We start from the raw sequence: 26,793 nt of genomic DNA, 5'->3' as shown, positions 1-26,793 counted from the left end.
ATGTCACCTAGTAAAGAGAATTATTTAAAAATTATCTTTGAATTAGAATATGATCATCGCAAAATTAATAACAAGAATATTGCGGATATCATGGGTGTTAGCGCACCTTCTGTTAGTGAGATGTTGGCTTCTTTAACTAAGGATAAATTAGTGGAACATACCCCTTACAACGAAATAACCTTAACTAAAGAAGGCCGTCAACTTGCCCAAGACTTGGTTAAGAAGCATCGTATTTGGGAAGTTTTCCTAGTGCATAAATTAGGCTACCCCATCCGTGAAGTTCATTCTGCAGCGGATACTTTGGAACATGCGACTAACGATGATTTAACCGGTCGATTGAATAAATTTTTAGACTATCCTAAACGTTGCCCTCACGGCGGTATTATACCAGATAATTGTTCTGAAGCAAATGATGACACTGTCATTTTATCAGACTTAGCCGATGGGCAAACTGCTAAAATTCAGCGTGTTATTGATAACCATGAATTTTTAACTTATTTCGCTGACTTACACTTGAACTTAGGGGATGAACTTAAAGTACTCCAACATGAACCATTTGAAGGCCCTATTCAAGTTCTAAAAAATGGTAAAGATAAGCTTCAAATAGGGGTTAAAGCCGCTACTTATATCTTTATGTCACCACCAAAATAAACATCAAGTGATTATAAAAGCCCTGAGATTTCAAAAATCTCAGGGCTTTTATTCGGTTTATTTAAAGATTCTATTGATCGTGGCCGGTCAACTAGTCTTCTACTTTATAAATCCAGCCTTCAGGTGCTTTTACATCCCCGAATTGAATACCCGTCAATTCATCATAAAGCCGTTTTGTAACGGGGCCAGTTTCAGTTTCACTATAAAAGACATGGAAATCATCGTTATATTGAATCCCGCCAATTGGTGAGATTACGGCTGCTGTCCCACAGGCACCAGCTTCTGAGAATTGATCTAAATCGTGGATAGAAATTTGTGTTTCTTCAGTTTCCAAACCAAGACGATCTTTGGCCAAATATAATAATGAATATTTTGTAATACTTGGCAAAATAGAAGGTGATTTTGGTGTTAAGAATCGCTTACCATCTTTTGTAATCCCAAAGAAGTTTGCTGAACCAACTTCTTCAAAATATTCATGTTGAATTGGATCCAAGTAAATAGCGTCACTGAAACCATGTTCATGGGCATATTGGCCGGCCTTTAAGCTGGCAGCATAGTTACCGCCGACTTTACTTTGGCCTGTCCCTTTGTGTGCAGCTCGGTCATAATCCATAACAATAAAGTTTGTTGGTGTTAAGCCACCTTTGAAGTAAGGCCCCACTGGCATTACAAAAATTGTAAAAATATATTCATCGGCAGGTTTAACCCCAATATTAGGACCGACCCCAATTAACAATGGCCGCAAATACAATGTTGCCCCAGTGCCATAAGGTGGCACAAATTCCTTATTGGCAGCAACAACTTGTTTTGCAGCCGCAATAAAGTCAGCTTCTGGGTAAGGTGGCATTAAAACGCGTTCAGCAGAATCATGTAGCCGTTTAGCATTACGATCGGGTCTGAAAAGTTGAATCGAGCCATCCTTTGTGCGATAAGCTTTTAAACCTTCAAATGCCCCTTGCCCATAATGTAAAATCGGTGAGCCTTCATTCATATGTAAGGTTGAATCTTCTGTTAACTGACCTTTTTCCCATTGTCCATTACGATAATGCGCAATATAACGATAAGGTAAGTCCATATAGTCAAATCCTAGATTATTCCAATCAATCTCTGAAGCTTTTACTGCCATGAGTAATTCCCCCTTGTAATTTTCTACTATAATAACGCAAATTATGAATAAATGCTACTGTATTTTTAATTATATTCTAATTTATTAGAATATAATTTGATTTTATTTCATTTTTCTGTTATTTATTAATCGTCAATTACTTGATAAATCATAGTTGGTGGCGTTACCACATCTGAAATTTCAATGTTTGCCTGTAATAACGACGCAACCGCCGTTACTTGGGGCTGATTACTGTGAATTGTGACAATCGGATCCCCGACTTCAACTTTGGCCCCAACTTTTTTGTGTAGTGTCAAACCGACGCCATGATCTAATTGCTCACCCGCTTTTTGTCGACCGCCACCCAACATCATACTGGCAATCCCAAACTTATCTGCTGTTAATTTTGCAATGAAGCCTCTCCGCTGCGCGGTAATGGTTGTATGATATTTGGCTTGTGGCATTAAAGTATAGTCTTCAATCACCCGCTCATCCCCGCCTTGGGCTTTGATCAAAGCTCTAAATCGCGCCAAGGCAGAACCCGAGGTGATGGTTGCTTCAAGTAACTTCCGGGCAGCGGCTAAATCCGGCGCTTTACGGCCTAAAACTACCATATAACTGCCTAAAGTCAAAACTAACTTCAATAAATCTTCAGGTCCGTGTCCCTTTAATAAGTCAATCGATTCTTGAACCTCTAAGGCATTACCGATTTGATACCCCAAAGGTTGTGACATATCTGAAATTACAGCAACACAATGCATGCCAGCCCCTTTGCCGATACTAACTAAAGCTTGCGCTAAATCTTTAGCTTCAGGTAAAGTTTTCATAAATGCCCCGGCACCGGTTTTAACATCAATGACTAATGCATCGGTCCCAGAAGCAATTTTTTTACTCATAATTGAACTGGCAATCAAAGGTATCGAATCCACTGTTGCTGTAACATCCCGCAAAGCATAAATTTTTTTATCTGCTGGTGCGATGGCTCCTGTGGCACCAATGATCGCCAAGTTTTCTTGAGCCACTTGATTTATAAAATCTGTATCACTTAACGTCACTTGATACCCCGGAATCGCTTCTAATTTATCCAAAGTCCCCCCGGTGTGTCCCAAGCCACGACCAGAAATCATAGGCACCGGAATACCGGTAGCTGCTACCATTGCCGCCAATGGCAAACTCACCTTATCCCCCACACCACCTGTAGAATGCTTATCTACTTTAATACCAGGGATTTCACTTAAATCTAACTGCTCACCAGAAGCCGTCATTTTTGTTGTCAGTAAGGTGCGTTCTGCCGGTGTCATCCCTTGAAAATAAATCGCCATCAACAGGGCGCTGATTTGATAGTCCGGAATAGAACCATCCACGACACCGTCAATAAAAAACGCCAATTGAGCTTCATTTAAAACGCCACCATTACGTTTTTGCTCGATTATATCCACCATGCGCATTTAAAAAACTCCCTTTACTTTAGTTTTGTCAAAAAACTTTGGCCAAAAGCCATTGCTGGCAGTGCAAAGTTTTCTAAAATACTTGCGCCAAGATCTGCAAAACTTGTCCGTTGACCTAGGCTGTCGAACGCCGTCATACTTGGACTATACGCCAATAGCGGCACTTGTTCCCGGGTGTGATCTGTCCCACGATAAGTCGGGTCATTTCCATGATCGGCTGTAATCAGCAGCAGATCTGTTGGCCGCAAGTTTGGTAATACTGTGCCCAACTGTTGGTCAAAGGTCATTAAGGCGTGCCCAAAACCTAGGGGGTCGCGTCGATGGCCATACATTGCATCAAAATCGACTAAGTTCACAAAACAAAAGCCTGTAAAATCTTGTGTTACTACTTGTGCTAAATGGCCCATACCATCTGTGTTGCTTTCATTATGGTAGGTTTGTGTTAAGCCTTGCCCAGAAAAAATATCCTTAATCTTACCAATTCCGATTGTCTTTAGCCCGGCCGCTTGCAATTTGTCCAACACAGTAGGGCCTGTTGGTTTTAAAGCAAAATCTCGGCGCGCAGCTGTTCTCGTGAAATCATCTGGTCCAGTGCCTACATATGGCCGCGCAATCACGCGCCCCACCGTATACGTCGGCCCATTCAACAGACTTCTGGCATAAGTACAAATTCGATAGAGTTCTGATACTGGAATAACTGCTTCATGCGCTGCAATCTGTAGTACCGAATCTCCAGACGTATAAATAATTAAATCACCGGTTGCTAACTGATGCTGTCCCCAGGTTTTTATAATTTCCGTGCCAGACGCTGGACAATTACCAACAATTTTCCGTTGCGCAAAAGTTGCAATTTTTGTCAAAAGCACCTCAGGAAAGCCATTCGGGAAATAATCCAAAGGCTGCTGTACGGGTAACCCCATCATTTCCCAGTGGCCATCCATACTGTCTTTACCTGCTGAAATTTCTGTCATCGTTCCAAAATAGCCCAAAGGCCGTTGCACCGCTGGAATCCCTAAAATTGGCGCTGTTCGTAAATTAGCTAACCCCAGCTTTTGTAAATTTGGCAGCTTTAGCGCACCATCAAAAGCCGAAGCCACATGTCCCAAAGTATCGGCGCCAACATCGTTAAAAGCCACCGCATCCGGCGCAGAACCCGTCCCCACCGAGTCTAATACAATTGTAAAAATCCGCTGATACTGATACATAGAACCCCCTCTTTCTGACCACCTTATTATAACAAAAACAGAGCGTGAACCAACACGGGTTGATTTCGAGCATAGCCTAGACTAACGCCGTGAGCGTACTTTGCTTACAAGTTAGACGTAGCTAAGCGTAGAAATCAGTGTTGGTGAACGCGTTTAAATCAGAGCGTGACAAAAGACGGTTTGATTTTGCAATATAACCTAGACTTGGCAGGTAGTCGCCTGCGACTAGCAACAAGGCGTAGTTATATGTAAAAATCAGTCTTTTGGAACGCGTTTAAATCAGAGCGAGAACTAGGGCGGGAAAAACGTGAGCACTAACCTAGAATTATGAAATTCAAAAATAAAAAGGCAACCAAGTCAAAATTTTGACCTGATCACCTCTTACAAAAACTAAACTGTGGCAGTTAACCTATTTAACAGCATCCTTAACTTTTGTTTCTTTAATAAATTGTTTAAAGTTGACAACAATCCGATGATTTAATTCTTCAACATTAGCTTTATCTTTTTTTGAATTATATTCAACGATTGTCAGCAAAGCGGAATTTTCATAGAGTTTATCCACTTGACCAACAAAAGGTGCTTCCATATCTTCTTTAACTGCACATTGATAATGTTGCCCTAAAACGACTGCTTCTTTTTTCATATCCATCACCTAACATTTTGTGTAGTGCTATTACTATAATATGTTTAAGTGATATAATCAATATCGTTTTTAAAATATTTTTATTTAATTTTTATCCACATTTCTTAGTCGATCTGTGTTAAGATATGTAGTTTCGGCTATATTTACTTGCAATCTCCCAAAATTGGCACTACCATTAAAGTGATAATAATAATAATGGGGTGAGAAAATGGCTGAACTGTCTTTGACAATTAATCAGCTGTCTGACGACGCGCAAAAAAACGCCACCAGAGCATTCATTACTTTTTACTTAGATCTTTTTAAGCTCGGTAATCTGGATGTAATTGTAAATCAAGATCACGACGCAATTATCGTATCGATCAATCATTTTATTTTAACAAACCGCAACTTCAAACACGATGACCTAGTAGCCCGCTTATTAGAAAACCGCTATCCTGAATTTTATCAATTACTTATGGAAATTCATCAAACGTACAATCCTGACGGCCGCCTAACAGTCGGTTCATGGAACCAATGGTTGTCACAAAAAGAAGCGACTATCGACACTGCGGAAGCCTTGTCGTAAACAAAAATACCTTTAGACCAAAACCCAAATTTGATCTAAAGGTATTTTTTATGACTTAATTTCGTTTTTTGAATTTGTCCGTCGACAGAAGATAAAGCCAAGTACAAAGGCAATTACTGCCGGTAAAATCCAAGATAAACCATAAGTTGCTAACGGCAACAACCCCCGTAAATGCAGTAATTGCTGAACAAAGTTATGATCCGTTAATACTTTAGGGGCATTTTTTAACCCGTCCAAAATTGCCGGAATAATTGTAAAAATTACTGGCAGCCGATAAAACCAAGTATTTGTAATATGCAATGCTGAGGCTAAAAGACCACTAATAATCAAAGTCATTGCTAATGGATAAATGAAAAACAAAACCGGTGTCGCATAGCTAATAATTTTGGTTAAACCCACATTAGCAAAAATCATTGGCAAAATACTGGCAACTACCACGATCACCTGATAAGACCAGCTTGGAAATAAGTCTGAAAAAGCTTCCCCAAAAGAAGTAATCAGACCAATCGCCGTTTTTAAACAAGCTAAAATGACAATCGCTGCCAAAAATAAACTGCCTAGATTATGAAAATAGTAATTCGCCGTTTCCGCCAGAACAATCCCACCATTTGCGGCCACTGGAAATTTTGCCAGGCTCATTGTGCCCACAACTGTCATCAACGTATAAATAATACCCATCAAAATCACACTCAAAATGCCTGAACTCAAAGTGCCTTTTGCAATTTGGGCTGGATCAGTGACCCCTAACTGCCGAATCACATTAACCACCGTAATCCCAAAGGCTAAAGCAGCCAAGGCATCCATTGTATTGTAACCTTCTGTAAAACCGCTTAACAACGGCGCTGCTTGGTACCCAGTCTGCACGCTATGGTCTAAGCCACCCATAGGTTTAAACAGCGCGACTAAGACAAAAATCGTTAAGAAAATTAAAAATAGTGGTGTTAAAAATTTACCAATGTACATCATGATTTTAGAAGGCTTACGGCAAAACCACCAAGCCAGTAAATAAAAAACCACACTGAAAATGGCTAATACTAAGGTCTGCTGACCTTTGGGAACAAAAGGTTCAATCCCAATTTGAAAAGAGGTTGTGGCTAATCTAGGTAACGCAAAAAATGGTCCAATAATCAAATAGAGTAAAATTGTAAAAAAGTAAGCGTAAGGTCGGCCAACCTTTTTGGCTAAGTCAAATACCCCATCACTACGGCTAATACCAATGGCCGCTACCCCTAATAATGGCAGCCCAATCCCGGTAATCAAAAAACCGATAACTGCTGGCCAAATGTTGCGACCAGCCTGTTGGCCCATGTAAACTGGAAAAATTAAATTACCGGCACCAAAAAACATTCCAAACAACATCGTACCTACAAATATTTTATTTTTTAATGTTAATTTTTTTGTCATAACGACCTCTTTATTTTGAATTTCAATGGAAAGAGGCCAAGTCAAAAGTTAACCTCTGACCTAGCCTCGTTGATTTTATTTTTTGTGATATTCATATAAGCCTGACAAATCATTACCTGCGTAATAATAAGAATCTACAGAGGTACCATAATAGGCTGCTGTAATTTTCAAACGTTTAGATTTTGATTGGGCTAGTTTTGTTTTTGTTTTGGCATCTAATTTAAAAGTTACCCGCCAATCTTTTTCAAAAGCCTTAACTTTCTTTAAAGTAATTTCAGGTGCTGGAATCGTAACCTTTTGGCCATCAATGGTTGCTTGATACTTAATTTTAGGTGCTGTCTGCTTTTTAGAAGTCTTAAAACCAGCGGTAATCGTATGCTTGTTTAACCAACTCAGCGGTAAATTAATATTTGGTGTTTTGCTTAACTTACGAAAGTCTTTTTTCTTAAATGAACCACTACGCAGCAGCTGATTTTGAAGTTCATAGGTAATCTTTTGCCCAGCATTAGCGGCTAAGTCTGGCGTATCAATGATTAAATCACCTTTTTTATCAACGTTATAACCTAAAATAATATTTAGTTTTTTATCCTTCTTATTATGCTTCGCTGGTAAGCTAATATTAGCATCTTTGTACCGCACTTCATCTGAAGTTCCAGCCAGCAAGTTCAATTGCAGATCTGCTGAATGCGTCACGCCAAAAGGTGCTGTTAAAGCTAAAACAGTGCCTTTTTTTACCGTTTTCGGTAACGTCAGTTGAGACACATAATCATAAGTAACCTGTCGCGTTTGATCAACAACATAGGCGGTTGCTGCTTTTTTCTTACTATCTTTAAACGACATATCCGTTTGTAACTGCTGCTGACCATAATCTGTTAAATAAACATAACGATGTTTACCGATTCTTAACCGGCCGGTTTCTTTTAAAGATGTATACATATTATTGATGCGCTGTTGCTCATAATGACGTTTCACTAAGGCTGTACCTTTATAAACGACGCCTAAAATAACCACACCAACAATCAAAATACCAGCTATCTTAACTAGCTTTTTTATTACCTTACTCAAAAAATTGCACCACTCTCATTAATCATTAGTTGTATCTACAAATGTATCTGATGGTACCCGAATTAAAAAGTAACTATACGCATGATGTCCAACGCGCAGTCCAAGACCATTTAAGAAATTAGGCTGATACTTCGCAGATAAATGCGCCACAAAAGCGTGCTGCATTTCCTGATCTACCTTTTTTACTTTTGCTTTTGGCCAAGGTAAACTGCCCCCTGGTGTCGCTAATGGGTCTGAAGCCGTTACAATACCAGCATGTTTTGAACTGATTTCATAACGTGCGCCTTGCGTCCAGTAAGTATAATATTGAATCGGCCGTTTACCATTGCCATTTTGTACTTTTACAAAATAGCCTTGAACACCGTTTGTCTGTAAAACCAGTGGCTTATAATTATACGTTATTTTAACTTCATTATTATCTTTTAAATCTGGTAATCTGAAAAAGGTGACATAGGTCATCCCCAATGTTATAACTACAAAAACCGCCACTTCGACAATATCTAAAATCAGATTTTGCCAAGTGAACCGTTTATGATCCTTGATAATCATCTTTAAATGACGTTTACGAATATTCATGACGATGAAAATAACCCAAACTAAGACAATTACCCAAGCGACTATGCCAATGATATTCCAAGAAGACATCGTTTTGCTCCCATCTTTATGTTTAACGTAATTATACCTGTTCTAACCCCAGAATGAAAATAGTCAACCTTCAAATTTATCCTAAATATTTATCGCCATAGCGATCTTGCAAATAAGCTTCAATTTCTAACAACATATGTTGCGTTGCCGGCGTTTGGGCTTGGACTTTGTTGGTCACTAAACATAGCGTCCGATAAAACGGGCTTGAAAACGGATAATGATTCACTGCACCGGTCAATTTATCCAAGGCCAAATCCGGTAATATACCTAGTCCTAAGCCACTTTCCACCATAGCAATGATGGATTGATCATCAATTGAATAGAAAATAGAATTTGGGGTCACCTGGTAACGATCCAGCGCTGCCTTTGTATCCTTATCATAGTCGATTTGCTGCAAAATAAATTTTCGACGGCCGATATCCCCATCCGTTACATAAATCCCATTTTTCGGGATAAATTCTTTTGGCGTAATACAGTAAATTGGATCTTTGATCAGTGGGGTTACAATAAGCGGATCCTTCACAGGCAACGATGAAAAACCAATATCAATGCTGCCAATACGTACCCGTTCCACAATTTCATTGAAGGTCCCCTGCATTATTTGAATTTCAATATTAGGATATTGTCGCCGAAAACTGCGAATAATATCGGGCAGCCAGTTAACACAAACGCTACTAAATGCCCCAATTCGAATTAAGCCCGAATTTAAGCCTTTAATATCAGCAGCTTCTTGCATCAGGCGATCTTCTGTATTTAAAATTTGCTGAATAATCGGTAAAATCCGCTGGCCTTCATCCGTGAGCTGCACGCCGGTACGATGCCGAATAAAAATTGGAAAACCCAGTTCTTTTTCCAGCTGATTAATCGAATGACTCACGGCACTGGGGGTCACGTTTAAGACCTTTGCCGCTGCAAAGAATGTTTTTTTAGCCACCACCGTTGTAAAAACTTCATAAGAAAAACTTGCCATAAAGGGCATCCCTCCGCCAAAGTGAATTTAATTCATTTAACTATGAAAAAGTTGAATTTTACTTGTTTATAAAAACAGTATATCATAATTTTCAGAAAGAAAGTTTAACTTATTAGGAGGAAAACACTATGTATAAAAGATTGGCTAAACGTGTGCAACGTACAAATCAATCCGGTTTAGGCAATATTTTTGAAACAAGTCAGGCAAATTTGATTTCATTTGCAGCTGGTTTCCCGGACCAAAATCGTTTTCCAAAGAAAGCCCTACAACAAGCCTTTAATCAAATTTTTGAACAATCAGAAGATGAAACTTTACAATATCACGACAGTTTAGGGTTTGAACCCTTACGGCAAAAAGTTGCCGCCCACTTAAAGCAACAAGGCACGCCAGCAACGGCTCAAAACGTTTTGTTAACGCAAGGTGCACAGCAAGGTATCGATCTCACGGCCCGTTTAGTTTTAGATAAAGGCGATGGTCTTGTTGTTGAAGCCCCTACTTATATTGGTGCCTTAGCAAGCTTTGATGCCTATGAACCAACTTATTATGAAGTGGGCATGGCTGAAGACGGCTTAGATACAAATCAGTTGAAGAAAGTTCTACTACAGCATGATGTAAAATTACTCTACACCATTCCTGACTATCAAAATCCCACTGGCAGTGTTATGTCCTTGAGTAAACGCCAGACTTTAATCGAGTTAGCAAATCGCTACAATTTCATCATTTTGGAGGATTCTCCTTACCGCGATCTTTGCTATCACGGCAATCCTTTACCAAGTCTGCGGTCCTTAGATACACAAGGTCGGGTGATCAATCTGGGTAGTTTTTCTAAAATTTTAGCACCCGGTTTACGTTTAGGCTGGCTCACGGCAGATCCCGAATTATGCCAAGCCCTAACGACTTTAAAAGCTGGTGCCGATGTGGAAACACCAAGTCTTGTTATGCAAGGCGTCAATGCTTATTTGGAAACAAACAGTCTAGAAGCCCATATTGCTGAAATCAATCATCTGTATCAGCAAAAAATGGATTATATGCTGGCTTGCTTAGATAAATATCTTCCCGAAAATATCAGTTACACTAAGCCGCAAGGTGGCTTTTTCATCTGGATTACTGCGCCAAGTAACATTGATTTAGGTGCACTGCTCACGAGCCGCATGATTCCAGAAGGCAACGTTTCCTATGTCCCAGCTAAAAATCTCTACCCATCTAAAGCGTTTCATAATCAAGCCCGGCTGAATTTTACCGGTCAGAGCTTTGAAAACATCAAAAACGGCGTGCAAGCTATGAGTGAAATTCTAAAAGACGTCTTAACTCAAAATTACAGTTATGCCGGCAGCAACAAATAAATTTTATTACTCCCGATCAATAAGCATCTGCCCTTGATGGCACGCCTGTTGATCGGTTTTTTTTGCTGAAGATAAAGTTGTTAACAATTTAATTTGGCACATCCCCTTGACTTTTACATTGGTTCCTGATCCACATACCTTATATAGTCATTTATTAAAAATGATTACTATATGTTGTACTGAGCCCCGGATTCTGATATTATAGGAACATCAATAAATTAGAAAACAAGGACCACTAAAATAGAATTTTAAGTGCCCCTTCACAGGAGGTTCAACATGAAAAACGTTGTAATTTATACAAAAAATGGCTGCATCCAATGCAAAATGACGAAACGCTACTTAAAGGAACACCAAATCGGTTATGAAGAAAGAAACATTAACGACGACCCACAATATGTAGACTACTTAAAAGATTTAGGCTTCAGAAGCGTCCCCGTCGTTATGGCCAAGGAAGCAAATCCCATTATCGGCTTTAGACCAGACGCCTTGAAATCGCTAGTTGTCTAAGCGTATTTAATCAGAGCGGGAACTAGAGCGGGAAAGCCTCGAGCACTAACCTAGAATCTTGCAGGGTGTCAACAGACACACAAAAGATTCGTAGTTAGGTGAGAGCTTTGCTCTAGTGAACGCGTTTAGAACTAGAGCGGGAAAGCCCCGACACCCCAATCTACAGTACCTTCAAAATTTAATCGATAATCCCATAAGATCGGGACAGCTTGTTGCCTCGATCTTATTTTTATGCCACTTAGAAAGTGAGGAATTTCTTTGAGCTTAAAAGATATTAACATTAGTGATGTTTCCTACTTCAAATTAAACAACGAATTGAACCGTCCGGTTGACGGCAAAATTCCTTTGAATCGTGATAAAGAAGCTTTAACCGCATTTTTCAAGGAAAACGTTATCCCAAATACAAAGCAATTTCCCGATTTAAAGGCAAAATTAACGTATTTAGTGGACAATGATTATTTAGAAGCTGATTTTTTGAGTAAATACACCGATGCCTTTTTAGAAGAAATTCATAATTATTTACTAGAGCAGCACTTTGAATTTAAATCATTCATGGCGGCCTATAAATTTCATAATCAGTATGCTTTAAAAACCAACGATGGCCAATACTATTTAGAAACTTTTGAAGATCGTGTTTTAATCAATGCTTTGTATTTTGCCAACGGTGATGAAGCTTTGGCCTTAGACTTAGCTGACGAAATGATCCATCAACGCTACCAACCGGCAACGCCTTCTTTTTTGAACGCGGGCCGCAAACGCCGTGGTGAATTTGTTTCTTGCTTCTTAATTCAAATCACTGATGATATGAATAGTATCGGCCGTGGCATCAATAGTGCCTTACAGCTGTCCCGTATTGGCGGTGGCGTCGGGATTACTTTGTCTAATCTACGTGAAGCTGGTTCCCCAATTAAAGGTATTGATGGCGCTTCTAGTGGTGTTTTGCCAGTCATGAAGTTATTGGAAGATAGCTTTAGTTACAGTAATCAATTAGGCCAACGTCAAGGTGCGGGTGCCGTTTATTTAAATGTCTTTCATCCAGATATTATCAACTTTTTATCTGCTAAAAAAGAAAACGCCGATGAAAAAGCTCGGGTTAAAACCTTGTCGCTTGGTGTCATCGTACCGGATAAATACTACGAATTAGTCCGTGAAGACCAAGATATGTACCTATTCAGCCCTTACAGCGTGGAACGTGTTTATGGTGTGCCTTTTTCTTACGTGGATATCACTAAAGAATATGACAACTTAGTTCAAAATGATCAAATTAAAAAATATAAAATTAAAGCTCGGGATTTAGAATTAGAAATCAGTAAATTACAGCAAGAATCCGGCTACCCTTATATTTTAAATATTGATACCGTAAACCGTACAAATCCAATTGATGGTAAAATCATCATGAGTAATCTCTGCTCAGAAATTCAACAAGTTCAAACGCCATCCATTCTAAATGATCGGCAGGAATATGAACAAATGGGGACCGATGTTTCATGTAATTTGGGCTCAACTAATATTGTTAATTTGATGACTAGTCCTGATTTTGGTAAATCTGTCCGGATCATGACGCGCGCTTTAACTTTTGTCACCGATGAGTCCGATATTCAGGCGGTTCCTACAATCGCCCATGGTAACGATTTGAGCCATTCTATCGGTCTAGGTGCCATGGGTCTGCACACCTTTTTAGCCAAGCACCAAATTGACTATGGTGCTCCTGAAGCGTTGGAATTCATCAGTACTTATTTCATGCTCTTAAATTATTGGACCTTAGTTGAAAGCAATCAAATCGCCAAAGAACGGCATCAGACTTTCTATAATTTTGAAAAATCTGATTATGCCAATGGCCAGTACTTTAAAAAGTACACCGATCAAAGTTTTGCGCCAACTTTACCAGCGGTCAAAGCTTTATTTGAAAATATCTTCATCCCTGATGAATCCGACTGGGCTATTTTGCAAATGGCTGTTCAAAAAGACGGCTTGTACCATCAAAATCGCCTAGCTGTTGCCCCAACCGGCTCTATTTCATACATCAACGACACTTCTGCCAGTCTCCATCCCATCACGCGATTAATTGAGGAACGTACAGAAAAGAAAAATGGTAAGCTTTATTTCCCAGCACCACTGCTAAATAATGACACCTTACCTTTTTATAAGTCTGCCTATGACACTGATATGCGCCAAGTTATTGACGTTTATGCCGCTGCACAGCAACATATTGACCAAGGGATGAGTTTGACCTTATTCCTACGTTCAACGATGCCTGAAGGCTTATATGATTGGAAACATGAACCAGAACAAACAACCCGTGATTTAAGTATTTTGCGAAACTACGCTTATTATCAAGGTATCAAATCCATTTATTACGTCCGCACCTTCACAGACAATGCCCAAGAAATTGGTAGCAACGACTGTGAAAGCTGCATCATCTAAATTATTCTTACACACCTACACGCCGAAAGGGGCTGATCTGAAATGGCAAAAACTTACTATGCAGCGATTAATTGGAATCAAATTGAAGATCAAATTGATAAATCCACTTGGGAAAAATTAACCGAACAATTCTGGCTAGATACCCGAATCCCACTGTCTAACGATTTGGATGATTGGCGGACACTAAGCGCCCCAGAAAAAACAGTTGTTGGCCATGTTTTTGGCGGCTTAACTTTATTAGATACCCTCCAATCTCAAGATGGTATCGATCAGTTGCGCAAGGATATCCGAACACCCCAAGAATTAGCAGTTTTTAACAACATTCAATTCATGGAATCCGTCCACGCCAAAAGTTATTCTTCTATTTTCAGTACTTTAAATACTACTGAAGAAATTGATGAAATTTTTAATTGGACCGATACAAATGAATTCCTACAAAAAAAATCTGAAATCATTAATGAAATCTATCAACACGGTAAGCCTCTGGAGAAAAAAATCGCTAGTGTCTTTTTAGAAACCTTCCTATTTTATTCTGGCTTTTATACGCCACTTTACTATTTAGGTAATAACAAGTTAGCTAACGTTGCCGAAATTATCAAATTAATCATCCGTGATGAATCTGTTCATGGCACTTATATTGGTTATAAATTCCAATTAGGCTTTAATGAACTCTCCACCCAAGAACAAGAAAAAATGCAAGAATGGCTTTATAATCTACTATATGAACTTTATGATAATGAAGAAAAATATACCGATGCCCTGTATCAAGAAACAAAATGGGGCGAAGATGTCAAAACTTTCTTACGTTATAATGCCAACAAAGCCTTAATGAATCTCGGGCAAAACGCCTTATTCCCAGACACAGCTGATGATGTGAATCCAATCGTGATGAACGGCCTATCTACAGGTACTGCGAATCATGACTTCTTCTCTCAAGTTGGTAATGGTTACTTACTGGGTCAAGTCGAAGCAATGCAAGATTCTGACTATAATATCGGCTTTAAGCCAAAACAAAACTAGTCTATAAAAATAGCGATTAAGCCCTGAAAATCAGGCCTAATCGCTATTTTTGTGATCTTATTTTCCGAAGTAACCTATCACCATGGAAATTATTAAAATAACTAATACTAAAATTGTAATCCCCACATACAAATGATCTGCCTCTTTAGCAAAAGCATATATGGAGACAACGACCCGCAAAACAGGGGTCAAAATCAGCAGGAAAATGCCTAACATGATCACAGCATACGGCTTAAAGGTAACAATACCTTGAAAAATTGCTTGGAAAGTTGTGGGAAATTGATTGCTGCTATAGCCGCTATCTTGTGTCATCAATAATAAGACTAACCCTAAAACGATGACAATTGCTGAGATAACGACGCCCACTCTTAGAATTTGGCCGATTAACATCTCAACTTGATGCATTTCATCTTTTTTTGCCTTCATCCAAAGTTCACCCCAAATCCTTTAAGTACCATTTGAACACCCATGAATAGAATAATGGGAATAAAAATCATACGAATGACCCGTGGCTTCAGCCGTTGCATAATCCGTGAACCAATGGTTGCGCCGGCCAAAATACCAATGGCTAAAGGTGCCGCAATATCTGGCCGAATCGAACCGTTAAAGAAATAAACCGTGGCACTGGCAGCTGCAGTGACCCCCATCATCAAATTACTTGTGGCACTGGAAGGTTTTAAAGGCATCTTCATAATCGTATCCATCGCAATGACTTTAAAGGCCCCAGAGCCAATGCCCAACAGCCCGCTGGCAAAACCTGCCCCAAACATCATCGTAAATCCACCAGGTACATTTTTAACATGATAATCTACTTGTTTTGCTTCAGCCTTATCATAGTAAGTACCGCTAAGTTTTAATTTTTCAGATAATTGGTCATCTTCCGCATTGGTTTTGGCATCACTTTTGCCCCGCAGTTTACGGATCATATTATAACTAGAAAAAACTAATAGTGCGCCAAAAAGCATAAATAAGACGTTTGTCGGTGCAATCCCGGTCAATAAAGCCCCGATAATAGCCCCAACAGAAGTCGCAATTTCTAAAAACATCGCCACTCGTAAATTGAGCATCTCGTCTTTTAAATAAGCAATTGTCGCGCCAGAGCTGGTGGCAATGACTGCAATAATACTAGCCCCAATGGCATATTTAATATCTAAGCCCATAGCTAATGTCAAGATTGGCGTAATAATCATCCCACCGCCAATCCCCAAAATAGCGCCTAAAATACCAGCCATCAGCCCCACACCGAGCAGTATCAATACTGTATTTAACATTTTTACCCCTCCAGCTGTGGTTATTTTTTAGGTGCCGGCTTCTTTTTAGTCGTTGTCTTACGTTTCGTAGTTTTAGCAGGTGTCTTCGCTTTTGTAGTTTTAGCTGCTGGTACTGCCTTTTCAGCAGGTGCTTCTGGTTTAACACCTTCGGGATGCGCTTCTAAAAACGCCCATTGTGCTTGTGCTTGCGCTGCGATTTTAGCTGAAATACTGGCTTCATCCGTCATCAAGTCATCACTAGTCCCCATTAAATCAATTCGAAAACCGGATAAATTTAAATTCTCAGCAGCTGTGATCAAATAAATATTTACTGGCACGCCATCTGGTGTATCAAAAAACTGGGCTACTTTTTTACTATTTTCAAAAGGTAAATTAATAATACCGGTCTCAATTCTATAAGTTACCGTAATTTTACCGGTAACTACTAATTGGGCCTGACACAAATGGCCAGTGGCAACCGCTTCACTTACCGCCGCAATTACGGGTTCTAATTGCTTAGCCACACCTGATTTGTTTACAACAGAAGCTGTTTTTTTAATTTCATAAGTGGTGTAGTCTTCTGCTTGAATCCGATCAATAAAATTTTGTACACTGATTTCCATGAATAAAACTCCTATAATTTAAGTTTTGACAGAGATATCATAACCTAATCTAAGCCATTGGGCAAATACGACTAAGGTATTTCTCCTCTATCTTACAAGTATGACGCTTGTTATAATAGGGCAAGAAAGGAACGACAAACATGACCCAGAAATTAATCGGCGTGCGCACAATCGTTGAATTTGAACTCACTGCTGGCAGCATTGATGAACGCCGCAGCAGCAGCCGTTCAGATCATACCGCCCTAGAAGGCACCCGTATTCATCAACGCCTGCAAAAACAGGCTCCAGAAAATTACCAAAAAGAAGTCACTTTAAAGCTACCCCTGACTTTAGAAAATGGGGATGTGGTTATCATTGATGGTCGAGCTGACGGCCTCATTCATGATAAAACTACAGATACGTATACAATAGATGAAATTAAAACTTCAGAAACCGAGTTTGATCAGCTTGAACCAAATACTTTAGCGCTGTACTGGGGACAAGTGAAGTTTTATGGCTACATTTTTTTAAAGCAGCACCCAACGCAATCACAAGTGACATTACAACTCACTTATTATCAGACGTTAGATAAACAAATTACGCAAACTAAACAGACTTTTACGTTAGCTGAACTAGAAAATTTTGTGACACCCATTTTAACAGACTATACCGGTTGGCTTTTATTTGAAGCTAAATGGCAAGCCCAACGGCAACAAGCCGCTCAGAAACTGAAATTTCCTTTTCCAGAATTTCGTAAGCCGCAGCGTCAGTTATCCGTCAGTGTTTACAAAACTATTTTAACAACACAGCAATTATTAGTGGAAGCGCCCACGGGTACCGGTAAAACAATGGCCACTTTATTTCCTACAATTAAAGCTATGGGCGAAGGTCAATTAGAGCGCATTTTTTATTTTACAGCCAAACAAAGTACCCGTCACGTTGCTGAAAAGGCGCTGGCAAAACTAGCAACTGCCGGCGCAGCCTTAAAAAGTGTGACTTTGACAGCCAAAGATAAAATTTGTTTTTTGGATGAACGCATCTGCACACCTGATCATTGTCCATATGCCAATGGTTATTTTGATCGGCGTAAAGATGGCTTAAAAGATATTTTAGATCACGAATCACAACTTGACCGGGCCACCATTGAAACCTATGCCCAAAAACATACATTGTGTCCCTTTGAATTTTCCTTAGATCTCAGTTTATTTTCGGATGTGGTCATTTGCGACTACAACTACTTATTTGATCCCATTGTCTATTTACAGCGTTTCTTTGCCGATAAAGCTAAAGATAGTGTTTTTTTGGTAGATGAAGCCCACAACTTAGTGGAACGTTCCCGGGCAATGTATTCCGCAGAATGTTCAGATGCGGCGATTGCGCCTATTTTAGCGGCACTCCAGCAATTAATCGACCCTGATCGGTTAACCAAACGACTCATACAACGGCTTAATCAAGTCTTAGATAGCTTCTCACTGCTAAACAGCCAGCGCCCTGAAGAACCCGACATTCAGCCAACAGCGCCTTTAGATTTAATCGATCACTTAGGCTATTTTATCGAAGTTGCCCATGATTGGCTCAAAGAGCAGCCGGATAGCCCCACAACTGCTTTAGTTTTAAATTTCTATTTAACCGCCATTCGGTTCACCCGGATTTATGAATTTTATGATGACACGTATTACACCCAACGAGAAAAACAGGCTGATGATGCGACTTTAGTCAAACTGCTTTGTTTTGACCCAGCCATTCATTTGGCAGAGGCTTTAAATAAGGGTAAGGCTAGTGTTTTATTCTCGGCTACCTTATCGCCAATTGCTTATTACCAATCTGTTTTTGGCATCCCGGAAAGTTTGGCTTATCGACTACCCTCACCTTTTCCCGCCGCACATCAGCGTATTTTAATCCCGAGTTATATCCAAACCACTTACCGCTACCGTGAGGCAAATTTACCTAAAATCAGTCATAGTCTACATCAATTCTGTGCGCCAAAAACTGGTAATTACTTAGTATTTTGTCCTTCTTATGCCTTATTAGCCCAGGTTGCAGATACGTTTAGCCAACGTTATCCCCAAATAAAAACTATCCGTCAAGGCAACCAAATGAGTGATCAGCAGCGACAAGATTTTTTAGCTGAGTTTGTTGCCGATCCTAAAGAAACCTTAGTTGGCTTTGCAATCCTAGGTGGTATTTTCTCTGAAGGCATTGACTTAACGGGCGCAAGACTCATTGGCGTTGCCGTCATCAGCGTTGGCCTGCCTGGCTTATCTTTAGCACGTAATACATTAAAAACGTATTTTGATGCTAAGAATCATCAAGGTTTCGCCTATGCTTACCAGCTACCCGGGATGAATCATGTGTCCCAGGCAGTGGGCCGCCTAATTCGTCAGACAGACGATAAAGGCCTCGTCTTACTGCTGGATCAGCGCTTCTTACAACCCGCTTATCAGCAATATTTCCCAGCCCACTGGCAAACCCAATTACAAGTAATTTACAACGATCACCAGTTGCAGCAAGCCGTGACTCAATTTTGGCAAACGCAAGACCTTTAGGAGCTCAAATTATGAAAACCAACGAAACTTTAGATATGGAAAAAACCCTTTACGCTTACTGTCGGCAGCTCTTGCATACCGTTGTTGAAGAAGTGAGCCTGCCTAATGACTGCGGCATCGTGGATACCCTCAGTCTATCTCCCGAAAATGAATTTACTTGTTACGAATTAAAAGTAACTAAAGCCGACTTTCATTCCAATGCAAAGTTATCTTTTATCGGCAACTATAATTATTTCGTTTTACCACGGCATTTAGTCCCTAAAGTTATTGATGACGTGCCTGACAATGTAGGCGTCCTTGTTTTTGATTACTTTGAGCCTGCTTTAGTGACCAGTCGCCACCTAACCGTCCCCGGCTACTTTACCCCAATGAAAAAGCCGCTGCACCAGCCTTTATCGTTAGATTATGACTTACTGCTGACACATTTTATCCACAGTCTCAATCGTGAAGTGGATAAAGCTAAACGCATAGCAACAGGCCTTAAAAGTTACCCTAGCAAACAATTGTTAGAAGAATTAAATAAGCGCCGGGATCAAGGCCGTTTTGATGATTTAACCGAGAATGCCTATACCCATTTTTTTGCCGAAACAACACAACAAGAGATTACAGCGCTAAGCACTGAGGTTAATGCGTTAAAAACTTTATTAACCCAACAGCAACAGCAGTTATGGCGCCTCACGCAACAACAGCCTAAACTCCCATTTTTTGACGGTGGCGCCCATGACTTATAGCTACATGCCGCTACTCCGCGGCCGCCAGTTTGATTTATTAGCATTACAAACCGTACTGTCCACAAAACCGACCCACCTTTGGCCGTTGATTGAACCCGTTAAAGACAGCAGTACTTTAGTAAAAACATTGCGTTTATGGCTGCAGCAAAAGCAGCCTATTGGCCTCATATTAAATGCCAGTGTCAGTGACTACGCCTTATTAGGTCATAAACAACATCCCATCCCGCCTAAAATACTGGCGGATCCTAATCTATGGCAGTTTGCCTTCTTTGATTCTAGTTTTTCAAAAGACTACTTCACTAAAACAACCCATTGCGGTTTAATCTGTCATCATTATCGCTACTTCGTCCAACATTTGGCCCAGTTAAGCACCCTTGCCATTGACTGCCTAATCATCCCCAATGAAGCCCGTTTTTTAGTACTGGCGCAACAACTTCCCTATCCTGTTATCCCGTTGAGTGATCCTTTTCAACGGGAAGACGATTTGCCAGCCTATCAAACCCACTTGGACGAATTATTCACTTGGCAACATGCTTTAGGCCAGCTCGTCCCAAAGGCCATCGGTTTTAGCGACTACAGCATTATGGGCCGCTACTATTCAGAATACGGCAAGCCGCAAACCACTCAAGGCTTACAGCTGATTTATCCCGATGCCAGCGGCGCTTTACGCATACATCATTTTATTTCATTTGATGATGGTAAAATGGGCCATCAAAAAGAAAAATTTCTCGACTTACTGCAGCAGCTACGCCACTTTGTTGCCCAACAGCCACAAAACAATTGGCTTACGCCGGCTTTAAAACAGTTATTGTATTTACATGAATTAGATAAAAATCCCGGCTTTGGCACCGTTAAAAAATTACTATTAACCCATCACTTTGAATTACTAGATCAAATTTTAAGCAGCTACTAAAATAGCGATAAACGTTTGAGTTTTAGCTCAAATGCTTATCGCTATTTTATATCGTTTTTTTAAAGTACACGCACCGCAAAACTTGGCATGAAGTATTGTGAAATTGAAGCAATTTCCACACTACGGCCAGGTACAGGCGCATCAATATATTGGTTGTTGCCTAAATATAACGCAACATGATAAGTTGCCCCACGACTGCCCCAGAAAATTAAATCCCCAGGTTGTGCTTGGCTGACTGAAATTTGTGTCCCAGCGCTTTCTTGAGGCACCGTCCAACCGCCAATTTCTAGGCCGAGCGCATTGGCAAAGACATAGTGCATCAATCCTGAACAATCAAAACTACTTGGTCCTTTTCCACCCCAAACATAAGGTTTGCCCAATTGTTCCTTAGCTAAGGCAATTACAGCGGCTGCCTTATTTAGATCTGTATTTGTCACGTTTGTATTTTCAGTAGTTTCATTGGTTGTTGTGTCTGAAACATTTGTTGTATCTGTCACAACATTCCCACCATTATCCGTAGCATCTGTTGCGGTATTTTGATCGGCAACAGGTGTTTCTTCTGCTGGTGCTTGTTCAACGGCCGTGGTATCCGTTGGTGTATTTTGTGTTTGGTTATCAAAGCTTAAGTAAATTTCTGGTATCCAACTGTTGTCGCCAACTAAGTACCAAGTTGTACCACCAACTTGCTTAGAACCATAAATATCAACAGTTTGTTGATAGGAAACATAGCTCTTAGGTTGTGTAAAATCGGCAGAACCCCAGACGGTTGTTGTGCCTTGGCTATAATTTACAGTTGCGGTTTGCGTTGCTGCTTGTACTTTGCTGTTATCGTGGCCATTTACTAAAGCAATGCCCGCCAAACCAGCAATACCCGCAGAAACCGTCATTAGTGTTTTATTGTGTGTCATTTTTAGTCCCCCAAGTTTTTTTGAGTTATGCTATTTATTAATTTAAATCGTTTAATATTCAGCTTAAGAAAGTCTTAACAATTCAACTACTATCTTAACATATTCTTAAACTTTTGACTCCTAATTTTTGAAAGAAAACTTTACAAAAATTGGAGTTATGTCAAGAAACCTTGTTTTATCAATCACAAAGTGTCTTTAAAGCCAGTTGAACCATCGCGCCAAATTCTTGCTCCCGAGCTTGGGCAGACGTTTCTGCACCAGTTATGATATGATTACTTATCGTCAAAATAGCTAACGCTTGCCGCTGATATTGGGCAGCTGCTAAATATAACGCTGGCGTTTCCATTTCTGCTGCCAAAATACCATAGTTAATCAGCTTAGAAAAGTCGGCCGCATCGTCATAAAACCGATCCTGCCCTAAAACATTACCAACTGTCACCGACTGATCTTGAGCCCGTGCCACATCAAATGCTTTATGTAATAATTCAAAATCTGCCAGCGGTGCAAAGTTAATACTTGACCCAAAAATATTTTGGGGCATACTTGAATCGGTACTCGCACCTTGCGCTAAGACAATATCTCTTAGTTGTAATTGTGGGGCTAATCCGCCGGCAGTGCCTACTCGGATCAACTGCTGTACTTGATAATCTACAATTAACTCATGGGCATAAATTGCCATTGATGGCATCCCCATTCCAGTCGCCTGCACAGATACCCGCTGACCATGATAAAGGCCAGTATAGCCTAAAGCACTGCGTACCGTGTTATAGCAAACACTATCAGTTAAAAAATTTTCAGCAATGAACTTCGCACGTAAAGGATCCCCAGGTAACAGAACCTTTTCAGCAATCGCTCCTGAATCAGCATTGATATGCGTACTCATAGGATGCCTCCCCAATTAAATTTAAAACCAACTTAAAAACACAAGCTAATTGAAATTACATCATACTTTAGTTGTAATGTCCACTAAAACGATTATATTAAGTATACCAGACTCACCCTACCAACTTTTTTATTATTTTCTTAAGAAGGTGTCAGAAAACGAAATTATTCACAAGATTACCCGCAATAGGTCTAAAATTTACAAGACAGATTCAGAATTTAAATTTATATCAAGCACTTTTACAAACATTTTCAACTTTATTTCCATTTGTTTTGATTGGCACCTTAATGCAGGCCATTGATTTAAGTATTTTTGAACCAGATGGCTTTTTTGCCAGTGTTTATCATATCGACACCTGGCTGCCGTTTTATGATCAAATTACCATCCCTTTGCTGGCCTTAACGACTATTACCATTTACGTAACGACTTTGTTAGGTATTTTTTTATTCAGTCGATCCTTAGCCAACTTATATCACGATGATGGCCAAATTGTGGGCGGCATTGCGTTATTTGTACTACTACTCTTAAATTTTAATTATGAAAATATTAATGACATGGATTTCCAAAATATTTTGAGTTTTAACAGCTACGGCTTTCAAAACTTATTTCTCAGTCTTGTGATTGGTGCGGCAGTGGCTTATAGTTATCACGCTTTAATAAAACTAAACCGTTGGCTCTTACCAAAACGGCTGCAGCAATTAACCCGGCCAACACCGATAGACCGTAGTTTAAGCGCCATTATTCCAGTAAGTATTATTTTGCTCATTGCCGGTATCTTCAGTTACTTAATTAATTTAACAAGTTTTGGAAATATCAATGATTTACTTTATCAATTATTCAGTATTAGCCTAACCGCCCCTAAGACTTATGGTGCGGTAATACTTGTTAGTCTTTGGCATAACTTATTAACTTTTATTGGCAGCCCCGGGCCACTTAACTATCTAGCCCAAAACATTAATAACGCAGCAGGTGTTGCCAATTTAAACCATGCCTTAACCACCAAAAATATTTTTAACGTCCCCTACCCCGTCACCTTGCATACACTCTATGATACCTATGGCAATTTTGGCGGCAGTGGCATGTCTTTAGCACTAATCCTTGTGCTCTTAATTGTTGTAAAACAATCCGAATATCGTCAAATTGCTAAATTCAGTTTACTCCCCAGCCTCGTTAACTTGAATCAGCCACTCCTAATAGGGCTGCCCGTTTTCTTCAACCCGATCTTATTGATTCCTTACATGCTCGCCCCTTTAGCCAGCATGACAATCGCTTGGCTGTTCACTGTCTTAAAATGGCTACCAGCAGCTGTCTATGATGTTCCTGGGACGACTCCTGGCTTCTTACTAGGTTTTTTAGGCACTAATGGTAATCCCATGGCCTTATTCGTCAGCGCTTTATGCCTTGCTGTCTCTGGTTTAATTTACTATCCTTTTGTAAAAGCATTAGTTGATCTGGAGGCTACCCATGAAAACAACCTCTAAATTCAAATGGCTCTTAGTCACCTTCATCGGTATTGCCCTATTTTTAGGATTATTAATACCTAGTTATCAATGGATGAAAAGCAACGTTAAAGACGCCCGTGTTATTCATAATTCTCGATTATCACCAGTTATTTTTATTCCCGGCAGCAGTGCCACCCAAAACCGCTTTGATGATTTAGTCAAAGAGCTGAACAGCGGTAAAGCCCGACATAGTCTGTTAAAAATTACGGTACAAACTTCTGGTAAACTCAAAATCAGCGGCCGGGTCAGTAGCCGGGATCTGCAACCCTTCATCGTCGTTGGTTTTGAGAATAATAAAGACGGCTATAATAATATCAAGAAACAAGCCGAATGGTTTAATACCGCAATGGACTATTTAATAGCTCATTATCATTTTAATAATTTTTCAGGTATTGGTCATTCCAATGGTGGGTTAATTTACACAGATTATTTAGAGAAATATTTTGATAGCACCACCTTAAAGATTAATCAATTAATGACCATCGGCACGCCTTATAATTTCAGTGAAAAAAACATTCATAATAAAACACAAATGCTTAATGATTTCATTGACGCCAAAAGCAGCCTCCCTAAGAATTTGACCGTTTACTCTATCGCTGGTACTGAAGACTATAATGATGACGGTATCGTGCCCATTCAAAGTGTCCAAGCTGGTAAATATATCTATCAAAATCAAGTAAAGCATTATACTGAAGTCACAGTCACTGGTAGTCAGTCCGGTCATTCTGATCTACCCCAAAATAAACAAATTGTCCAACTCATTGAAGAATACATTTTAAAACCTAATCAAGTTAAATTAAAAAAGAAAGTAATCTAACAAAAAAGCGGCGATCAGGACAGAAACTGTCTTGACCGCCGCTTTTGGCAGTATAATTTTTCAATTATAGTTCTAGGCCCGCTCCACAACGTCCTAAAACAGACACTACTCAAAATCCGCTGAGTGCCACATCCGTAGATGTCACCCGTGCCCTGCAAAAAATATCTATTCTCATAGATAACAACTCATCGCAACGACAAGTGTATCATGATTGCTTTTTCTTTGCAATATATTTTAGTTGCACTGGTTTGACTAATTCTCCCAACATTTGGGCAATCATAAACCCTACAGAGATCGCACTAATGACCATTAGCACCGTTAATAAATACGAGGAAGCCATATCTAAACGGCCTAACACTAAATAACGCACCGCTTCAAAGGCTGTTGCTCCAGGCACTAATGGCACTAATGCCGGAATATTAAATAATAATGTTGGCGTTTTTTTAATAGGCCCCATAATAACACTAATAATACCAATCAAAAAAGCCCCAACTAAATTAGCAATCAGTTTTCCTGTGCCCAGCTGCCATAGTCCCCAATAACTGACCCAGCCAATCATCCCAATCCATGCACAAGTATTTAAATTACGCCGCGGAATATTTAAAATAACGCCAAAAGTCAGCGTTGCTAAATAACTGAAGCCAGCCTGAACGAGTAACTGTAAAAAAATATTCATAGTCTTCGCTCCTAACCGATAAAGTGGAAAACTAGGGCAATACCACTACCAATTGCCCCAGCACTGAGTAACGCTTCGACACCTCGAGTAGTTCCCGATAATAAATGCCCTGCCAATAGATCTCTTAATGCATTTGTTAACGGTAATCCTGGCACTAACGGCATTACCGCACCAATGATAATATTATCTGCATTATGTCCCAATCCAAGATGGACAGATAATATAGCTAATAAACCAATTGTTAAAGATGCTGTAAATTCACTAATAAACTTGATATTTATTATATAATCTATATAAAAGTTTACTATAAATCCTAACGCACCAATAATAAATGCCATCGGTAAATCAAACCAATCATATTCACCAGAAAATGGAATCATTAAAGCTGCACTCACTACACCAGCACTTAAAAACTGCAGCCACGGCGCAAAAGAAGGCGCATTTTGATCAATTTTATGCAGCCGATCAATTAACTCTGCTAAATTGATCAGTTTATTACCAAAAGCTCTAGAAGCTGCGTTAACCCGGGCTACTTTTTCCAAATTTAAAGTTCGTTTGTTAATCTGAATTAATTGACTATTGGGCTGCTGCACCTTACCAACAAAAATAGCCGTTGTGGTCGTCCAAATTTGAGGATTGGGAATACCGCCATTGACGGCAATTCGACGCATTGTATCCTCTACTCGATACATCTCTGAACCACTTTCAACCATGATTTTTCCCGCTAACAAGCAAGCTGAAAATACCTTGCTTGTATCCACTGGCCGAACCAGCGTTGCTGAATTACACATGACACTAGCTCCTAAAATTTAATATTTTTTTGACTCGTAATGCTATTATATAATTTTTTGAAACAAAAAAATACGGAAACCACTCTGGTTTCCGTAAAAGTTGCGCGGCGACTTCCTAGTCTCGCAGGTAGTTTCCCACCAACTACATTCGGCGTTAAGAAGCTTAACTACTGTGTTCG

General features: G+C 39.7%; 26 protein-coding genes and 1 rRNA gene. 11 read left to right on the top strand and 16 right to left on the bottom strand.

What is annotated here, in order from left to right; genetic code table 11:
- Complete coding sequence (locus EKM93_RS07490) at positions 1–651, top strand: metal-dependent transcriptional regulator (RefSeq protein WP_125714566.1); 651 nt, start codon at positions 1–3, stop codon at positions 649–651.
- A 91-nt stretch (positions 652–742) separates the two neighbouring features.
- Here EKM93_RS07490 and EKM93_RS07485 read toward each other — a convergent pair whose 3' ends face one another.
- The 4 genes from EKM93_RS07485 to EKM93_RS07470 all read right to left on the bottom strand — a co-directional run bounded on the left by EKM93_RS07485 (position 743) and on the right by EKM93_RS07470 (position 5,052).
- Entirely contained in the window at positions 743–1,777 is a 1,035-nt protein-coding gene (locus EKM93_RS07485; protein ID WP_125714564.1) for a branched-chain amino acid aminotransferase, read from the bottom strand.
- A 125-nt stretch (positions 1,778–1,902) separates the two neighbouring features.
- On the bottom strand, positions 1,903–3,204 hold the full coding sequence (locus EKM93_RS07480) for a pyrimidine-nucleoside phosphorylase (protein WP_125714562.1): 1,302 nt from the start codon (positions 3,202–3,204) through the stop codon (positions 1,903–1,905).
- Positions 3,205–3,218: 14 nt separating this feature from the next.
- Complete coding sequence (locus tag EKM93_RS07475; RefSeq protein ID WP_125714560.1) at positions 3,219–4,409, bottom strand: phosphopentomutase; 1,191 nt, start codon at positions 4,407–4,409, stop codon at positions 3,219–3,221.
- A gap of 409 nt (positions 4,410–4,818) precedes the next feature.
- Positions 4,819–5,052 carry a DUF2187 domain-containing protein gene (locus EKM93_RS07470; RefSeq protein ID WP_125714558.1) on the bottom strand — a complete coding sequence of 78 codons (234 nt, stop codon included), beginning with the start codon at positions 5,050–5,052 and terminating at the stop codon, positions 4,819–4,821.
- 208 nt (positions 5,053–5,260) lie between these two features.
- On the opposite strand from EKM93_RS07470, the gene EKM93_RS07465 reads away from it, so the two are divergent.
- Complete coding sequence (locus tag EKM93_RS07465; RefSeq protein ID WP_125714556.1) at positions 5,261–5,617, top strand: hypothetical protein; 357 nt, start codon at positions 5,261–5,263, stop codon at positions 5,615–5,617.
- Positions 5,618–5,665: 48 nt separating this feature from the next.
- On the opposite strand, the gene brnQ is transcribed toward EKM93_RS07465, so the two are convergent.
- From brnQ to EKM93_RS07445, 4 genes are all read right to left on the bottom strand, one after another.
- Positions 5,666–7,021 (bottom strand): branched-chain amino acid transport system II carrier protein, encoded by a 1,356-nt coding sequence (brnQ, locus tag EKM93_RS07460; protein WP_125714555.1) that lies wholly within the window; start codon positions 7,019–7,021, stop codon positions 5,666–5,668.
- A gap of 75 nt (positions 7,022–7,096) precedes the next feature.
- Positions 7,097–8,086, bottom strand: coding sequence for a hypothetical protein (locus EKM93_RS07455; RefSeq protein ID WP_125714554.1), 990 nt, complete (start codon positions 8,084–8,086; stop codon positions 7,097–7,099).
- An 18-nt stretch (positions 8,087–8,104) separates the two neighbouring features.
- Positions 8,105–8,731, bottom strand: a complete 627-nt coding sequence (locus EKM93_RS07450) for an LVIS_2131 family protein (RefSeq protein WP_125714553.1) — start codon at positions 8,729–8,731, stop codon at positions 8,105–8,107.
- Between the two features lie 76 nt (positions 8,732–8,807).
- The gene (locus EKM93_RS07445; RefSeq protein ID WP_125714552.1) at positions 8,808–9,701 is read right to left on the bottom strand and encodes a LysR family transcriptional regulator; all 894 of its coding nucleotides are present in this window, start codon (positions 9,699–9,701) and stop codon (positions 8,808–8,810) included.
- A 128-nt stretch (positions 9,702–9,829) separates the two neighbouring features.
- On the opposite strand from EKM93_RS07445, the gene EKM93_RS07440 reads away from it, so the two are divergent.
- The 4 genes from EKM93_RS07440 to nrdF all read left to right on the top strand — a co-directional run bounded on the left by EKM93_RS07440 (position 9,830) and on the right by nrdF (position 14,995).
- A complete protein-coding gene (locus tag EKM93_RS07440) occupies positions 9,830–11,044 on the top strand; it encodes an aminotransferase-like domain-containing protein (protein WP_125714551.1) in 1,215 nt (404 codons plus the stop codon).
- A 276-nt stretch (positions 11,045–11,320) separates the two neighbouring features.
- Positions 11,321–11,551: a glutaredoxin-like protein NrdH gene (gene nrdH, locus EKM93_RS07435; RefSeq protein ID WP_125714550.1), complete on the top strand. Its 231-nt coding sequence runs from the start codon at positions 11,321–11,323 to the stop codon at positions 11,549–11,551.
- 258 nt (positions 11,552–11,809) lie between these two features.
- Positions 11,810–13,975 carry a class 1b ribonucleoside-diphosphate reductase subunit alpha gene (gene nrdE / locus EKM93_RS07430; RefSeq protein ID WP_125714549.1) on the top strand — a complete coding sequence of 722 codons (2,166 nt, stop codon included), beginning with the start codon at positions 11,810–11,812 and terminating at the stop codon, positions 13,973–13,975.
- A 42-nt stretch (positions 13,976–14,017) separates the two neighbouring features.
- A complete protein-coding gene (nrdF, locus tag EKM93_RS07425; protein WP_125714548.1) occupies positions 14,018–14,995 on the top strand; it encodes a class 1b ribonucleoside-diphosphate reductase subunit beta in 978 nt (325 codons plus the stop codon).
- A 57-nt stretch (positions 14,996–15,052) separates the two neighbouring features.
- Here nrdF and EKM93_RS07420 read toward each other — a convergent pair whose 3' ends face one another.
- Genes EKM93_RS07420 through EKM93_RS07410 form a run of 3 tightly spaced genes read right to left on the bottom strand, consistent with a single transcriptional unit; the run spans position 15,053 to position 16,868 of the window.
- The gene (locus tag EKM93_RS07420) at positions 15,053–15,421 is read right to left on the bottom strand and encodes a DUF1634 domain-containing protein (RefSeq protein WP_125714547.1); all 369 of its coding nucleotides are present in this window, start codon (positions 15,419–15,421) and stop codon (positions 15,053–15,055) included.
- Positions 15,418–16,266, bottom strand: coding sequence for a sulfite exporter TauE/SafE family protein (locus tag EKM93_RS07415; protein ID WP_125714546.1), 849 nt, complete (start codon positions 16,264–16,266; stop codon positions 15,418–15,420). The genes EKM93_RS07420 and EKM93_RS07415 overlap by 4 nt, the downstream gene beginning before the upstream one ends.
- 20 nt (positions 16,267–16,286) lie before the next feature.
- On the bottom strand, positions 16,287–16,868 hold the full coding sequence (locus tag EKM93_RS07410) for a hypothetical protein (RefSeq protein WP_125714545.1): 582 nt from the start codon (positions 16,866–16,868) through the stop codon (positions 16,287–16,289).
- Positions 16,869–17,008: 140 nt separating this feature from the next.
- Between EKM93_RS07410 and EKM93_RS07405 the strand changes: the two genes are divergently transcribed.
- From EKM93_RS07405 to EKM93_RS07395, 3 genes are read left to right on the top strand one after another with little or no spacing between them, the layout of a single operon-like run.
- The gene (locus tag EKM93_RS07405) at positions 17,009–19,393 is read left to right on the top strand and encodes an ATP-dependent DNA helicase (protein ID WP_125714544.1); all 2,385 of its coding nucleotides are present in this window, start codon (positions 17,009–17,011) and stop codon (positions 19,391–19,393) included.
- An 11-nt stretch (positions 19,394–19,404) separates the two neighbouring features.
- On the top strand, positions 19,405–20,124 hold the full coding sequence (locus EKM93_RS07400; protein ID WP_125714543.1) for an MmcB family DNA repair protein: 720 nt from the start codon (positions 19,405–19,407) through the stop codon (positions 20,122–20,124).
- Positions 20,114–21,037, top strand: a complete 924-nt coding sequence (locus EKM93_RS07395; protein WP_125714542.1) for a sce7725 family protein — start codon at positions 20,114–20,116, stop codon at positions 21,035–21,037. The genes EKM93_RS07400 and EKM93_RS07395 overlap by 11 nt, the downstream gene beginning before the upstream one ends.
- Before the next feature lie 59 nt (positions 21,038–21,096).
- On the opposite strand, the gene EKM93_RS07390 is transcribed toward EKM93_RS07395, so the two are convergent.
- Both EKM93_RS07390 and deoD read right to left on the bottom strand, forming a co-directional pair.
- Positions 21,097–21,945, bottom strand: coding sequence for a C40 family peptidase (locus tag EKM93_RS07390; RefSeq protein WP_125714541.1), 849 nt, complete (start codon positions 21,943–21,945; stop codon positions 21,097–21,099).
- A 178-nt stretch (positions 21,946–22,123) separates the two neighbouring features.
- Positions 22,124–22,828 carry a purine-nucleoside phosphorylase gene (gene deoD, locus EKM93_RS07385; protein ID WP_125714540.1) on the bottom strand — a complete coding sequence of 235 codons (705 nt, stop codon included), beginning with the start codon at positions 22,826–22,828 and terminating at the stop codon, positions 22,124–22,126.
- A gap of 131 nt (positions 22,829–22,959) precedes the next feature.
- Here deoD and EKM93_RS07380 point away from each other — a divergent pair, with 131 nt between their 5' ends.
- Together EKM93_RS07380 and EKM93_RS07375 are read left to right on the top strand one after the other, a co-directional pair.
- A complete protein-coding gene (locus tag EKM93_RS07380) occupies positions 22,960–24,309 on the top strand; it encodes a PTS transporter subunit EIIC (protein ID WP_318530792.1) in 1,350 nt (449 codons plus the stop codon).
- A complete protein-coding gene (locus EKM93_RS07375; protein ID WP_125714538.1) occupies positions 24,293–25,147 on the top strand; it encodes an alpha/beta hydrolase in 855 nt (284 codons plus the stop codon). The genes EKM93_RS07380 and EKM93_RS07375 overlap by 17 nt, the downstream gene beginning before the upstream one ends.
- 205 nt (positions 25,148–25,352) lie before the next feature.
- Here the strand turns inward: EKM93_RS07375 and EKM93_RS07370 are convergent, their stop codons facing one another.
- The 3 genes from EKM93_RS07370 to rrf all read right to left on the bottom strand — a co-directional run.
- The gene (locus tag EKM93_RS07370; RefSeq protein WP_125714537.1) at positions 25,353–25,823 is read right to left on the bottom strand and encodes a threonine/serine exporter family protein; all 471 of its coding nucleotides are present in this window, start codon (positions 25,821–25,823) and stop codon (positions 25,353–25,355) included.
- A gap of 11 nt (positions 25,824–25,834) precedes the next feature.
- Positions 25,835–26,614 (bottom strand): threonine/serine exporter family protein, encoded by a 780-nt coding sequence (locus tag EKM93_RS07365; protein WP_125714536.1) that lies wholly within the window; start codon positions 26,612–26,614, stop codon positions 25,835–25,837.
- A gap of 102 nt (positions 26,615–26,716) precedes the next feature.
- Positions 26,717–26,793 (bottom strand): 5S ribosomal RNA (gene rrf / locus EKM93_RS13835); the annotation flags it as partial.

The sequence above is a fragment of the Agrilactobacillus yilanensis genome (assembly GCF_003946725.1).
Classification (GTDB): Bacteria; Bacillota; Bacilli; order Lactobacillales; family Lactobacillaceae; genus Agrilactobacillus; species Agrilactobacillus yilanensis.
This window is presented reverse-complemented; position numbering and strand designations above follow the sequence as displayed.

Bases quoted from the DNA above. Each gene is read 5' to 3' on its own strand.
- EKM93_RS07490 (WP_125714566.1), top strand. From the start codon at position 1: ATGTCACCTAGTAAAGAGAATTATTTAAAAATTATCTTTGAATTAGAA.
- EKM93_RS07485 (WP_125714564.1), bottom strand. From the start codon at position 1,777: ATGGCAGTAAAAGCTTCAGAGATTGATTGGAATAATCTAGGATTTGAC.
- EKM93_RS07480 (WP_125714562.1), bottom strand. From the start codon at position 3,204: ATGCGCATGGTGGATATAATCGAGCAAAAACGTAATGGTGGCGTTTTA.
- EKM93_RS07475 (WP_125714560.1), bottom strand. From the start codon at position 4,409: ATGTATCAGTATCAGCGGATTTTTACAATTGTATTAGACTCGGTGGGG.
- EKM93_RS07470 (WP_125714558.1), bottom strand. From the start codon at position 5,052: ATGAAAAAAGAAGCAGTCGTTTTAGGGCAACATTATCAATGTGCAGTT.
- EKM93_RS07465 (WP_125714556.1), top strand. From the start codon at position 5,261: ATGGCTGAACTGTCTTTGACAATTAATCAGCTGTCTGACGACGCGCAA.
- brnQ (WP_125714555.1), bottom strand. From the start codon at position 7,021: ATGACAAAAAAATTAACATTAAAAAATAAAATATTTGTAGGTACGATG.
- EKM93_RS07450 (WP_125714553.1), bottom strand. From the start codon at position 8,731: ATGTCTTCTTGGAATATCATTGGCATAGTCGCTTGGGTAATTGTCTTA.
- EKM93_RS07445 (WP_125714552.1), bottom strand. From the start codon at position 9,701: ATGGCAAGTTTTTCTTATGAAGTTTTTACAACGGTGGTGGCTAAAAAA.
- EKM93_RS07440 (WP_125714551.1), top strand. From the start codon at position 9,830: ATGTATAAAAGATTGGCTAAACGTGTGCAACGTACAAATCAATCCGGT.
- nrdH (WP_125714550.1), top strand. From the start codon at position 11,321: ATGAAAAACGTTGTAATTTATACAAAAAATGGCTGCATCCAATGCAAA.
- nrdF (WP_125714548.1), top strand. From the start codon at position 14,018: ATGGCAAAAACTTACTATGCAGCGATTAATTGGAATCAAATTGAAGAT.
- EKM93_RS07420 (WP_125714547.1), bottom strand. From the start codon at position 15,421: ATGAAGGCAAAAAAAGATGAAATGCATCAAGTTGAGATGTTAATCGGC.
- EKM93_RS07415 (WP_125714546.1), bottom strand. From the start codon at position 16,266: ATGTTAAATACAGTATTGATACTGCTCGGTGTGGGGCTGATGGCTGGT.
- EKM93_RS07410 (WP_125714545.1), bottom strand. From the start codon at position 16,868: ATGGAAATCAGTGTACAAAATTTTATTGATCGGATTCAAGCAGAAGAC.
- EKM93_RS07405 (WP_125714544.1), top strand. From the start codon at position 17,009: ATGACCCAGAAATTAATCGGCGTGCGCACAATCGTTGAATTTGAACTC.
- EKM93_RS07400 (WP_125714543.1), top strand. From the start codon at position 19,405: ATGAAAACCAACGAAACTTTAGATATGGAAAAAACCCTTTACGCTTAC.
- EKM93_RS07395 (WP_125714542.1), top strand. From the start codon at position 20,114: ATGACTTATAGCTACATGCCGCTACTCCGCGGCCGCCAGTTTGATTTA.
- EKM93_RS07390 (WP_125714541.1), bottom strand. From the start codon at position 21,945: ATGACACACAATAAAACACTAATGACGGTTTCTGCGGGTATTGCTGGT.
- deoD (WP_125714540.1), bottom strand. From the start codon at position 22,828: ATGAGTACGCATATCAATGCTGATTCAGGAGCGATTGCTGAAAAGGTT.
- EKM93_RS07375 (WP_125714538.1), top strand. From the start codon at position 24,293: ATGAAAACAACCTCTAAATTCAAATGGCTCTTAGTCACCTTCATCGGT.
- EKM93_RS07370 (WP_125714537.1), bottom strand. From the start codon at position 25,823: ATGAATATTTTTTTACAGTTACTCGTTCAGGCTGGCTTCAGTTATTTA.
- EKM93_RS07365 (WP_125714536.1), bottom strand. From the start codon at position 26,614: ATGTGTAATTCAGCAACGCTGGTTCGGCCAGTGGATACAAGCAAGGTA.